The following is a 12,525-nucleotide window of genomic DNA, read 5'->3' as shown; positions in this document are numbered from 1 at the left end:
CACCGTACAGGAGTACATAACATGTCACTATTTCCACCGGGCAAGAAACGCCGCCAGTTCTTTACCGCTCAGGCCTGCGTGCTGGTTTGCGCCATCATTGTGATGACCAAGGCGATGATTGGCGGAGCGATCAACGAGTACAATATGCCGTTTTCCACCTGGCCCGTTGAGCTGTATGTTTCAGAGTTCTTTATGATTACCATCTATAGCGTGGTCTTCACCCTGCTGCTTTCAGTGCCGCTGTGGTACTGGTTTATTGGCGAGCAGGATCCGTCCGCTAAATGATAAAAAAGGGCTGACCCAGCTAGCGGTCAGCCCTTACAGAACACATCCGGGCGGGGCATGCCCCGCCCCTACGATCTGTGTAGGGGTCAGGCATGTCATCGCCCAGACGCATATCGTAGGAGTCAGGCATGTCATTCCCCAAACACAGATCGTAGGGGTCAGGCATGCCTGACCCTGTTGTTACAGCGCTTTCAGAATTGCCTCGACGCTCTCTTTCGCATCGCCAAACAGCATCTGCGTGTTCTCTTTAAAGAACAGCGGGTTCTGCACCCCGGCATAACCGGTATTCATCGAGCGTTTAAACACCACTACGTTTTGCGCTTTCCACACTTCCAGTACTGGCATGCCCGCGATTGGGCTGCGCGGATCTTCCTGCGCTGCCGGATTAACGGTGTCATTGGCGCCGATAACCAGCACGGTGTCAGTGTCGGTGAAATCATCGTTGATCTCATCCATCTCCAGCACGATGTCATACGGCACTTTAGCTTCCGCCAGCAGCACGTTCATATGACCGGGCAGACGACCGGCAACCGGGTGAATACCGAAACGCACCTTGATACCGCGCTCGCGCAGTTTGGCGGTGATATCCGCCACCGGATACTGAGCCTGCGCTACCGCCATGCCGTAGCCAGGCGTGATGATCACCGAGGTGGAGTTTTTCAGCAGTTCTGCGGTGCCTGCGGCGTCGATTTCGCGGTATTCGCCCATCTCTTCACCTTCACCCGTTGAGCTGCTGTCGGTGCCGAAGCCCCCGGCGATCACGCTGATAAAGGAACGGTTCATCGCCTTACACATAATGTAAGAGAGGATCGCACCGCTTGAACCCACCAGCGCACCGGTCACAATCAGCAGATCGTTGCTGAGCATAAAGCCCGCTGCCGCCGCTGCCCAGCCCGAATAGGAGTTCAGCATGGAAACCACCACCGGCATATCCGCCCCGCCGATTGATGCTACCAGGTGCCAGCCAAATGCCAGCGCGATCAGCAGCATGACCACCAGCGCAAAGGTCTGAGCGCCAACGCTGTCGCTGCGCACGAAGATAATCAGCAGCGCCAGTGACACCACCAGCGCCAGCAGATTCAGCTTGTGGCGATGCGGCAGGGCCAGCGGTTTAGAGGAGATCTTGCCGCACAGCTTGCCAAATGCCACGATGGAACCCGTGAAGGTCACTGCACCGATAAAGATACCGATGAAGATCTCAGTCAGGTGAATGTTTTCCATCACCGGCAGCAGGCCCGGGCCGTGGTCCAGGTAGCTGTTAAAGCCAACCAGCACCGCCGCCAGGCCAACAAAGCTGTGCAGCATCGCCACCAGTTCTGGCATTTCAGTCATCTCGACTCTCTTCGCCAGACGGATGCCGATGGCGCCGCCAATCACCATCGCCAGCAGGATCCAGGCAACGTTGCCAGAGTCCGGGCCAAAGATGGTGACCACCAGCGCCAGCGCCATCCCGCTGATGCCAAAAATATTCCCCTGCTTAGAGGTTTCATGTTTAGACAGCCCGGCAAGGCTGCAAATAAACAGGATTGCAGCAACGATATATGCTGCAGTCACTAATCCGGAAGACATGGACTACCCCTTAGTTTTTACGGAACATTTTCAGCATGCGCTGGGTGACGGTGAAGCCACCAAAGATATTGATGCTGGCAATCAGCACCGCGACGAAGGACAGGAAGCTGACCCAGCCGCCGTGACCGATTTGCAGCACCGCGCCGACCACAATAATGCCGGAAATGGCATTAGTGACCGACATCAGCGGCGTATGCAGCGCGTGGCTGACGTTCCACACCACGTAATAGCCGACCACGCAGGAGAGCGCGAACACGGTAAAGTGGGAGAGGAATTCCGGCGGAGCAACGTTTGCCAGCCAGCCAAACAGCACGATAGCCAGCACGATCAGACCGTACTTGCGCATCGGTGATACGGGTTTAGCTGTGGGTTTCTCCACCTGAACCTGGGCCGCTGCGGCTTTCGGCGCGGCAGAAACCTGAATCGGTGGCGCAGGCCAGGTGACTTCACCCTCGCGGATCACCGTCACGCCACGCACCACCACATCGTCGAAATCAATGACGATGTTGCCATCTTTCTCTTTGCACAGCAGCTTCATCAGGTTCACCAGGTTGGTGCCGTAAAGCTGGGAAGACTGCGTTGGCAGGCGGCTTGGCAGATCGGTATAGCCAATAATTTTCACCCCGTTCGGGCTGGTGGTCACGGTATCCGCTACGGTCAGCTCACAGTTCCCGCCGTTTTGCGCGGCGAGATCGACAATCACGCTGCCCGGTTTCATTGAGGCGACCATTTCAGCCGTGATCAGCTTCGGCGCCGGTTTACCTGGAATCAGTGCGGTGGTGACAATAATGTCCACTTCTTCAGCCTGAGCGGCAAACAGCGCCATTTCAGCTTTAATAAAAGCTTCAGACATCACTTTGGCATAGCCGTCACCGCTGCCCGCTTCCTCTGCGAAATCCAGCTCAAGGAACTCGGCGCCCATACTTTGCACCTGCTCTTTGACTTCCGGACGCGTATCGAAGGCGCGCACAATAGCACCCAGGCTGCGTGCCGCGCCGATAGCGGCCAGGCCAGCAACGCCGGCGCCAATCACCATCACTTTGGCTGGCTGAACTTTACCGGCGGCGGTGATCTGCCCGGTGAAGAAACGGCCAAACTCGTGAGCGGCTTCAACAATGGCACGATAGCCGGCAATGTTAGCCATTGAGCTGAGGGCATCCAGCGACTGCGCGCGTGAAATACGCGGCACCGAGTCCATTGCCATCACGGTGACGTTGCGCGCTGCCAGCTTCTGTAGCAGCTCAGGGTTCTGCGCTGGCCAGATAAAGCTGACCAGCGTACTACCCGCGCGCGTTAAGGCGATCTCTTCATCAGTTGGTGCGTTAACTTTCAACACGATATCGGACTGCCAGACAGTGACGGAGTCGGTAATGGTTGCCCCTACCGCCTCAAAGGCTGCATCTTCGAAACTGGCGAGTTTACCGGCGCCGCTTTCAACCGCAACGCTGAAACCCAGTTTGAGCAGCTGTTCAACCGTCTTCGGCGTTGCTGCTGCGCGGGCTTCATTGGCCAACCGCTCTTTGGTAATACCAATAAGCATATTCTTCCCTTTCTTCAGAGAGTACGATGGTTTGTTCTCAAGATCCCGATCGATATGACCGAAACGCTAACTGTTGCAAACTGCTTATAACCTACTGAAAATATTTATTTCGATCCAGCCACCATCAGGCTTTTCGTAGACTAACCTATAAAAATTCAGTTTATAGTCCAATAAGCACTATTTTGGACCTGAATCACAGCCAATCAAACGCATAATGTGCTACGATATTTTTTAACAATTAGAGTAAATATGTAGCAAAAAAGTATTGTTTAACAATGCATTAACGGGTTAAGTGGTCATTATTACCACCGTAAGTGGTTAACCGTCTGCAAATGACACGATTCAGCCAGCTTTCCTGGTTATTCTGAAATAAAGAATTATCGCTGGTCTTCCTGCACACAAAATCGCTGAGACAGCGCGCATTATTACATGTAATAATCGGGCGCTAATCTGTTACACATCAAGAGTCCAGCACGTTTTCGTACTCAATTTTTGCGTAAGGCGAAGGATTAATTTTTATGAAGCTGAAGAACACCATTCTGGCCTCAGCCCTGTTGTCGATGACGGCATTGAGCGCCCACGCGGCCCAGGAACTGACCCCGGAGAAAGCGGCGGCGTTGAAGCCATTCGACCGCATCACCATCAATGGCCGTTTCAATTCCATTGGCGATGCCAACGATGCCGTGTCTAAACGTGCTGATTCAATGGGCGCTGCTTCCTATTATGTGCAGGGCATCAATGATACCAACGGCAACGGAGGTAACTGGAGCGTGACGGCGGATGTTTATCATGCCGATGCACCCGCAGCGCCAAAAAATAAAGACCGTATTATTAACGGCGTACGCGAACTGACTAAATCAGAAGCTTACTCTCTTGAGCCTTACGACACCGTCAGCGCCAGCGGTTTCTTCCGCAGCCAGCCTGATGTCAATGATGCCATCACCAAAGCCGCCAAAGAAAAAGGCGCGGCGTCATTCTTTATCGTGCGTCAGATTGATACCAACAGCGGCGGTAATCAGATCATTACCGCCTACGTGTATAAAGCCGATGCGCCACAGCGCAAAGTTCAGTCCCCTGACCTGATCCCTGCGGATTCTGCTGCCGGTAAAGCCGCGCTGGCCGCTGGTGGCACCGCCGCGAAGCAGGTCGAGATCCCGGGCGTGGCTTCAGCTGAAACGCCAAGCAATAAAGTGGGACGTTTCTTTGAAACGCAAAGCTCAACCGGTCAGCGTTACACTGTAACCACCCCGAACGGTAAAAGCGTGCAGGAAGTGAATGCCATCACCGCCGCACAGATGCAGCCGTATGACAGCATCACCTTTACCGGGCACTTCAGCACCCCGACTGAGATTTCTCAGGAAGTGGGCCGCCGGGCGATTGATAAAGGCGCCAAGTACTATCATGTTACCCGCCAATGGTCTAACCAGAGCGGCGGTAACCTGACCGTCTCGGCTGACCTGTTCAAATAAGTTTTGCTGCGGGGTAGCGCTCAGCTGCCCCGCCTCTTTGAATAATTCCCTTCTCTGTTTGCATAAGTAACGCTGAGTAAGCATTGCATCCTGCCCGATCACTCCGTAAAATCGCCCGCCTTTCAGGGGTTCGTTTCCTCTTACACCCTGACAACCAGTATTAACTCTAACGCTGACGATCAAACTGGCATTTTATTCTGCAAGTGGAGTATTTTTTGGACAAAAAGTTAGGTCTTACCGCGCTGACCGCGCTGGTACTCAGCTCCATGCTCGGTGCGGGCGTCTTCAGCCTGCCGCAAAATATGGCGGCGGTGGCCAGCCCGGCCGCGCTGCTGATCGGCTGGGCAGTGACCGGGGTTGGCATCATCTTTCTCGCACTGGCGATGCTGCTGCTCAGCCGCCTGAAGCCGGAGCTGGATGGCGGTATCTTTACCTACGCCCGGGCGGGATTTGGTGAGCTGACCGGATTCTGTTCTGCCTGGGGATACTGGCTCTGTGCGGTGATTGCCAACGTTTCCTACCTGGTGATTGTCTTCTCTGCCATGAGCTTTTTCACCGACTCACCGGGCCACGCGATCTTCGGCGACGGCAATACCTGGCAGGCGATGCTCGGCGCCTCGGCGCTGCTGTGGCTGGTGCATGCCCTGGTGCTGCGCGGCGTGCAAACCGCCGCCAGCATTAACATGGTCGCAACGCTGGGTAAGCTGCTGCCGCTCGGGCTGTTTGTGCTGCTGGCGATTGCAGCGTTCAATTACGACCGCTTCAGGATTGATTTTACCGGCATCGCGCTGGGTAAACCGGTGTGGCAGCAGGTGAAGGATACAATGCTGATCACCCTGTGGGTGTTTATCGGCGTGGAAGGTGCCGTGGTGGTCTCCTCACGCGCCCGGGATAAAAAAGATGTGGGGCGCGCCACGCTGCTGGCGGTGGTCGCCGCGCTGGTGGTTTATCTGCTGGTGACGCTGCTGTCGCTCGGCATCGTGCCCAGAGACCAGCTGGCGGAAATGCGCAACCCCTCGATGGCCGGGCTGATGACTGCCCTGCTGGGCTCCTGGGGCAATCTGGTGATCGTGGTCGGGTTAATCGTTTCGGTATGCGGTGCCTATCTGAGCTGGACCATTATGGCCGCCGAAGTCCCGCTGGTGGCGGCGCAGCATGGTGCATTTCCGCGCCTGCTCAGCCAGCAGAACGCTCGCGGTGCGCCTGCCGCCTCGCTGTGGCTAACCAACGGCTGCGTACAGCTTTGTCTGATCCTGATTTGGCTGACCGGCTCCGACTACAACACCCTGCTGACTATTGCCTCAGAGATGATTCTGGTGCCTTACCTGCTGGTGGGTATCTATCTGTTTAAGGTGGCGCGTGAGCGTAAGCACGCGCCTGCCAGCGTGGTCGCCATCGGTGCCAGCGCCTACGGCGTGTGGCTACTGTACGCTTCAGGTCCACTGCATCTGCTGCTGTCGGTGGTGCTGTATGCACCGGGCATCGCGCTGTTTTTGTTTGCCCGCCGCGGTGGGCGTGCCACGCAGTCGTTAAACCGGGCGGAAAAATCGATGATGGTGGCGCTGGTGCTGGCGGCGCTGCCCGCCGCATGGATGCTGGCGCGCTGAGGATTAGTGCGGTACGACCGGAATGATCACGTTCAGCCGGTCGTCATACTGTGCGAGTTGCAGCGGCCGGGCGTACTCCTGGCGGATAGTCACCATCTGCTGTTCGGAAAGCGGATAAGGCAGCAGGATATCGAAATGATCGATCTGCTGCTGCTGGGCCAGGGTGATCAGGCGGGCAATATTGATTTCATCACTGACCTGGGTGGAGATAATTTGCAGCGCCAGATCTTTCAAACGCTCCGGCGATGAGGCACGCGGCAGATCGGCCGGTTTGCGGGTAATCATGCCAAAAAACGGAATGACCCCGTAGATGGCGTCGACAAAACTCCAGCGTTTTTTGCACGATGCGGAGAGAAAATCAATGTAGTTGAGGCAGATGGGGTTACTGTACTCTGCTGCGACCCGCTTTTTATCCGACACTCTTCTCTCCTTATCCATCTCTCAACCGCTGACCTGACGCTGATGCACCCTCATTTCACAGGGGTATCATGACATATTCGGCCGGGATTATACTACATAAGCCCAATATTTGGCGTTGATTAATGGTCGTTAAGCCTGGATAAGGATAAGCTACGTTTCTCTGTAGCGATGAACCGGCACTATGAACAAAATTGTATTCGTTGAAGATGATAAAGACGTAGGCGAACTGATCGCCGCCTATCTCGGACGTCACGATATTGAGGTGATTGTCGAGTCACGCGGCGATCGGGCAGAAGAGACCATTGCCGCCGCCTGCCCTGACCTGGTGATGCTCGACATCATGCTGCCGGGTAAAGACGGCATGACGCTGTGCCGCGATCTGCGCAACAGCAGCAGCTGGTCGGGCCCTATCGTGCTGCTGACCTCCCTCGACAGCGATATGAACCATATTTTGTCGCTGGAAATGGGGGCGAATGATTACATCCTTAAAACCACGCCGCCTGCGGTGCTGCTGGCGCGACTCAGGCTGCACCTGCGCCAGGCGGGTGTCAGCAGTGCGCACGAGGAGATTGCACCCAGCGTGGCCGGGCAGAAGATGCTGCGCTTCGGCACGCTGAGCATCGACCCGGTTAACCGCCAGGTCGCGCTGTCGGATGAGATTGTCGCTCTGTCGACCGCCGATTTCGACCTGCTGTGGGAGCTGGCAACCCATGCCGGAACCATTCTCAACCGTGACGCGCTGCTGAAAACCCTGCGCGGCGTCAGCTATGACGGCATGGATCGCAGCATTGATGTCGCGATCTCGCGCCTGCGCAAAAAGCTGCTGGACAGTGCGACCGAACCCTACCGCATTAAAACCATCCGTAATAAAGGCTATCTGTTTGCTCCACACGCGTGGGATGCGCAATAAATGAAGAAGCTGTTTATTCAGTTTTATCTGCTGCTATTTGTCTGCTTTCTGGTGATGGCGATGCTGGTCGGTCTGGTGTACAAATTCACCGCCGAGCGTGCCGGGCGCGAGTCGATGGATGACCTGATGAAAAGTTCGCTCTACCTGATGCGTAGCGAACTGCGCGAGATCCCGCCACGCGACTGGAACAAGACCATCGATAACCTCGACCTTAACCTGTCGTTTAAGCTACATATTGAACCGATGAGCAAATATCAGCTCGACCCGGTCACCATGCACCGCCTGCGCGCAGGGGAAATTGTCGCGCTGGATGAGGAGTACACCTTCTTACAGCACATTCCGCGCAGCCACTACGTGCTGGCCGTTGGCCCCATCCCGTACCTGTTCTTCCTGCACGAAATGCGCATACTCGATATCGCCCTGCTGGCCTTTATCGGTATCTCCCTGGCGCTGCCGGTGTTTATCTGGATGCGCCCGCACTGGAAGGACATGCTGAAGCTGGAGTACGCGGCTCAGCGTTTAGGCCAGGGGCATCTGGACGAACGCATCCATTTCGACAGCGCCTCCAGCCTGCTGCGCCTTGGCGTGGCGTTTAACCAGATGGCCGATAACATCAACACGCTGGTCGCCAGCAAAAAGCAGCTGATCGACGGTATTGCCCATGAGCTGCGTACCCCGCTGGTGCGCCTGCGCTATCGGCTGGAGATGAGTGATAACCTCACCGATGCTGAATCGGCGGCGCTTAACCGCGACATTGGCCAGCTGGAAGCGTTAATTGAGGAGCTGCTGACCTATGCGCGCCTCGATCGCCCGAAGGTCGACCTCAATCTGCAAAGTCTGGATCTCGCCGCCTGGCTGCACGAACGGCTGGAGGATATCCGCTCGGTGCATCCGGAATTTACCCTCGAACTGAATACGCCGCAGCGCGAAAATATTGGCGTGGCCGATGCGCGCCTGATGGAGCGCGTGCTGGATAATCTGGTGAATAACGCGCTGCGCTATGCCGATCATCACCTGCGCGTTGGACTGTGGTTTGATGGTAACCTCGCCTGCTTACAGGTTGAGGATGACGGCCCCGGTATTCCACTCGATGAACGCCAGCGGGTGTTTGAACCTTTTGTCCGTCTCGATCCCAGCCGTGACCGTGCCACTGGCGGCTGCGGGCTTGGGCTGGCGATTGTGCACTCCGTCTCGCAGGCTTTTGGCGGCTATGTGACCATCGACAGCAGCCCGCTCGGCGGCGCCAGCGTGCGCTTTTGCTGGCCGATCGATCACCCGTTACGCGCTACCTGACTCAACTGATAAGGAACTTTATGTCTTCTGCTTACGCTAATCTGACCCGTACTTTCCAGCGTCTGTCACGCTTTGGCCACCTGTCGGCAATTGCCGGCTGGGATATGATGACCATGATGCCCGCAGGCGGCAGCAGCGCACGCGGTGCGGCGCTGGCGGAACTGAGCGTGCTGCGCCATGAAATCCTGACGGCCAAACAGGTTGGCGAGTGGCTGCAGCAGGCGCAGCAGGAAGATCTGGATGATGTGGCGCAGGCCAACCTGTTTGAGATGCAGCGCGCCTGGCAGCAGGCGTCCCTGCTGCCCGCTTCTCTGGTTGAAGCCAAATCGATTGTTGGTTCACGCTGTGAACACGCATGGCGCAGCCAGCGCCCGAACAACGACTGGCAGGGTTTCTCCGCCAACCTGAAAGAGGTGGTGAAGCTGAGCCGCCAGGAGGCGGAAATCCGCGCTCAGGCCAACGGCTGCTCGCGCTATGATGCCCTGCTGGATGTTTTTGAACCTGGGATGACCAGTGCAAAGCTCGATCTTACCTTCGCTGACCTCAAACAGTGGCTGCCGGATTTACTGCAAAAAATCGTCGCGCAGCAGTCGCAGGAGAACGTTGCCGTTCCCGCTGGCCCGTTCCCCCAGGCGCAGCAGCAGCAGCTGGGGCTGGCGATTATGCAGCAGCTCGGCTTTGATTTTAATGGCGGACGTCTGGATATCAGCGCGCACCCGTTCTGCGGCGGCGTGCCGCAGGATGTGCGCATCACGACCCGTTACAACGAAGCCGAATTTATCAGCGCGATGATGGGGGTGATCCACGAAACCGGCCACGCCCGCTATGAGCAGAACCTGCCGCAGCAGTGGGCTGACCAGCCGGTGGCGCTGGCGCGCTCGACCGCCATCCACGAGTCGCAGAGCCTGTTCTTTGAGAAGCAGCTGGGCCGCAGCCCGGAGTTCCTCAGCCTGGTTCAGCCGCTGGCCGTGCGCCTGCTGGGCGATCAGCCTGCAATGGCCGCAGACAACTTTATTGCCTTAAATCAGCGGGTCAAACCCGGTCTGATCCGCGTTGATGCTGATGAAGTCAGCTATCCGGCGCACGTCATTCTGCGTTACGAAATTGAAAAAGCGCTGATTGCCGGGGAGATTGAAGTTGAGGATATCCCGGCGCTGTGGGATGAGAAAATGCAGCAGTGGCTGGGCCTGGATACCCGGGGCAACTATCGCGATGGCTGTATGCAGGATATCCACTGGACCGACGGCGCGTTTGGCTACTTCCCGACGTATACGCTGGGTGCAATGTATGCGGCACAGCTGTTCCAGGCAGTTAAACGGGCAATCCCACAGGTCAGCGAGCAGATCCGCGCGGGCGACCTGCAGCCGGTGTTTGACTGGCTCCAGCAGAACATCTGGCAGCACGGCTGCCGCTTCAGCACGCGCCAGCTGATTGAAAATGCTACCGGCGAAGACCTCAATCCGCGCTATTTCCGCCAGCATCTGGAAAGCCGTTACCTTAAATAACGGTTAAGGGTCGGGCATAGTGGGTCGGGCATGGTGGGTCGGGCATGCCCGACCCCTACGTTGCGTTACCTTGAAAACGGCTAAGGGTCGGGCATGCCAACCCTGCATTGATTCGGTAGGGTCGAGGCATGCCTCGACCGGTTATCACGTCGCCCCCCCTGTTTGTACAATCGGTTACACGCCGATACCAATCACTCACGGAAGCCCGCCTCGCATTCCCTTATAGTCTCTTCACCGGCCCCGCAGTGGGCTGATACATGAACTAAACACTTTGAGGGTTTCACAATGAAAAAATTATTCGCTCTGGTTGTCGCCGCTGCAATGGGTCTGTCTTCAGTTGCTTTCGCTGCTGAAACCAGCGCTGCTCCAGCAACAACTGCTGCTCCAGCTGCTACCACCACCACTGCTGCACCGGCTCCAGCTAAAGCCTCTGTTAAGCACGTGAAAAAACATCATAAAGCTGTAGCTCAGAAAGCTCAGGCTGCTAAGAAGCACCACAAAGCTAAAAAAGCTGCCGCTCAGAAAGCGCAGGCGGCTAAAAAGCACCACAAAGCTAAGAAAGCTGCCGCTCAGAAAGCGCAGGCCGCTAAAAAGCACCACAAAGCAGCTAAAAAACCTGTAGCCCAGAAAGCGCAGGCGGCTAAAAAGCATCACAAAGCGGCTAAAAAACCTGTAGCTCAGAAAGCGCAGGCTGCTAAAAAACACCACAAAGCTAAGAAAGTCGCTCCTAAGGCTTAACTCTTCAGCCGAGCTCCGCCCTCGGGCGGAGCCAAAAAGCGGTCCACTCCTTGAGACATTGTAGGGGTTGGCCCATAAACTCAAACACCCGGTTTTACCGGGTGTTTTTTTAAGGAGTTTCGGATGATGGTGCGTCGCTATTTATTCGAAATCATTCTGGTTGTGATGATCGTCTGTGGCGTTGTTGCCGCCAGCTTCTATCTTTAAATGCAGTCTCTGTAGCGTGCTGATATTCCAAATTAAACTCCCTTTTCTGGCACTATCCGTCTATAGTTACTGCATTAGCGTAACCACAAATTACAATGCTTCTCCAGCCTGAGAAAAATATGCGCCTGACTGCTGTGTTATTAATGGGTTGCTTAGCCTTTTCGTTCTATTCTTACGCCGATGATGACGGCCCGAGTGAAGCCGACGTAAAAACGCTATTTTTTGGCAAGGACGATCGCCTGCCGGTCAGCCAGACCGCTACGCCACCGTGGGAAGCCATCGGCCAGCTGGAAACAGAGAGCGGTAACCTTTGCAGTGCTACCCTGATTGCCCCAAACCTGGCGTTAACCGCCGGACACTGCCTGCTTAATCCCCCGGGAAAACTGGATAAAGCCGTGGCGCTGCGTTTTATCGCCAATGGTAAAGGCGGCTGGCGCTATGAGATCCATGATATTGAAGCGCGGGTTGATCCGGCTCTGGGCAGGAAGCTAAAAGCGGATGGCGATGGCTGGATCGTACCGGCCTCCGCCGCACCTTATGATTTTGGTTTGATTGTGCTGCGTAATCCCCCTTCCGGAATTGTTCCGGTGCCGCTGTTTGCCGGTTCGCGTTCAGAACTGACCGCCGCACTGAAGCAGACTGGCCGTCGGGTTACCCAGGCGGGCTATCCTGAAGACCATCTTGAAACGCTTTACTCCCACAGCGACTGCCTGATTACCGGCTGGGCGCAGAAAACCGTGCTGTCGCACCAGTGCGATACCCTGCCCGGCGACAGTGGCTCCCCGCTGATGTTGAAAGTGAACGGCGACTGGCAGCTGATCGCGGTGCAGAGTTCTGCTCCGGCGGCGAAAGACCGCTACCTGGCAGACAACCGCGCTATCGCTGTGACTGCCTTCCGCGACAGCCTGGAAGCGTTAGCGCAGTAGCATCTATCGTCAATCTGATAGCCGTTTTAACGATGTTCCACCGGGGTGAATTAAAT

The 12,525-nt window shown here is 56.2% G+C and carries 12 protein-coding genes; 9 read left to right on the top strand and 3 right to left on the bottom strand.

The window, feature by feature from the left end; genetic code table 11:
- Positions 1-21 precede the first annotated feature (21 nt).
- Complete coding sequence (locus tag J2Y91_RS18900; RefSeq protein WP_099754091.1) at positions 22-285, top strand: DUF2534 family protein; 264 nt, start codon at positions 22-24, stop codon at positions 283-285.
- 180 nt (positions 286-465) lie between these two features.
- Here J2Y91_RS18900 and pntB read toward each other — a convergent pair whose 3' ends face one another.
- Together pntB and pntA are read right to left on the bottom strand one after the other, a co-directional pair.
- The gene (gene pntB / locus J2Y91_RS18895; protein ID WP_133623704.1) at positions 466-1,854 is read right to left on the bottom strand and encodes a Re/Si-specific NAD(P)(+) transhydrogenase subunit beta; all 1,389 of its coding nucleotides are present in this window, start codon (positions 1,852-1,854) and stop codon (positions 466-468) included.
- Between the two features lie 10 nt (positions 1,855-1,864).
- Positions 1,865-3,394 (bottom strand): Re/Si-specific NAD(P)(+) transhydrogenase subunit alpha, encoded by a 1,530-nt coding sequence (gene pntA / locus J2Y91_RS18890; RefSeq protein ID WP_133623705.1) that lies wholly within the window; start codon positions 3,392-3,394, stop codon positions 1,865-1,867.
- Between the two features lie 518 nt (positions 3,395-3,912).
- Here pntA and ydgH point away from each other — a divergent pair.
- Positions 3,913-4,863: a DUF1471 family protein YdgH gene (ydgH, locus tag J2Y91_RS18885; RefSeq protein ID WP_048916017.1), complete on the top strand. Its 951-nt coding sequence runs from the start codon at positions 3,913-3,915 to the stop codon at positions 4,861-4,863.
- Between the two features lie 215 nt (positions 4,864-5,078).
- Positions 5,079-6,470 carry an amino acid permease gene (locus tag J2Y91_RS18880; protein ID WP_133623706.1) on the top strand — a complete coding sequence of 464 codons (1,392 nt, stop codon included), beginning with the start codon at positions 5,079-5,081 and terminating at the stop codon, positions 6,468-6,470.
- Positions 6,471-6,473: 3 nt separating this feature from the next.
- Here J2Y91_RS18880 and J2Y91_RS18875 read toward each other — a convergent pair whose 3' ends face one another.
- Positions 6,474-6,908 (bottom strand): hypothetical protein, encoded by a 435-nt coding sequence (locus tag J2Y91_RS18875; protein ID WP_253539142.1) that lies wholly within the window; start codon positions 6,906-6,908, stop codon positions 6,474-6,476.
- A gap of 163 nt (positions 6,909-7,071) precedes the next feature.
- Here J2Y91_RS18875 and rstA point away from each other — a divergent pair, with 163 nt between their 5' ends.
- The 6 genes from rstA to J2Y91_RS18850 all read left to right on the top strand — a co-directional run bounded on the left by rstA (position 7,072) and on the right by J2Y91_RS18850 (position 12,469).
- Positions 7,072-7,800 (top strand): two-component system response regulator RstA, encoded by a 729-nt coding sequence (rstA, locus tag J2Y91_RS18870; RefSeq protein ID WP_253539140.1) that lies wholly within the window; start codon positions 7,072-7,074, stop codon positions 7,798-7,800.
- Positions 7,801-9,093, top strand: coding sequence for a two-component system sensor histidine kinase RstB (gene rstB / locus J2Y91_RS18865; protein WP_133623708.1), 1,293 nt, complete (start codon positions 7,801-7,803; stop codon positions 9,091-9,093).
- 20 nt (positions 9,094-9,113) lie between these two features.
- Positions 9,114-10,598: a carboxypeptidase M32 gene (locus J2Y91_RS18860; RefSeq protein ID WP_253539138.1), complete on the top strand. Its 1,485-nt coding sequence runs from the start codon at positions 9,114-9,116 to the stop codon at positions 10,596-10,598.
- A 285-nt stretch (positions 10,599-10,883) separates the two neighbouring features.
- Entirely contained in the window at positions 10,884-11,336 is a 453-nt protein-coding gene (asr, locus tag J2Y91_RS18855) for an acid resistance repetitive basic protein Asr (RefSeq protein WP_099754096.1), read from the top strand.
- A gap of 123 nt (positions 11,337-11,459) precedes the next feature.
- Positions 11,460-11,543, top strand: coding sequence for a small membrane protein YdgU (gene ydgU / locus J2Y91_RS23195; RefSeq protein WP_455709044.1), 84 nt, complete (start codon positions 11,460-11,462; stop codon positions 11,541-11,543).
- 119 nt (positions 11,544-11,662) lie between these two features.
- A complete protein-coding gene (locus tag J2Y91_RS18850) occupies positions 11,663-12,469 on the top strand; it encodes a trypsin-like serine peptidase (RefSeq protein ID WP_048916010.1) in 807 nt (268 codons plus the stop codon).
- Positions 12,470-12,525 lie beyond the last annotated feature (56 nt).

The sequence above is a fragment of the Erwinia aphidicola genome (assembly GCF_024169515.1).
GTDB lineage: Bacteria > Pseudomonadota > Gammaproteobacteria > Enterobacterales > Enterobacteriaceae > Erwinia > Erwinia aphidicola.
Note: the sequence above shows the minus strand (reverse complement) of the source record. Positions and strands in the feature narration are given on the sequence as shown.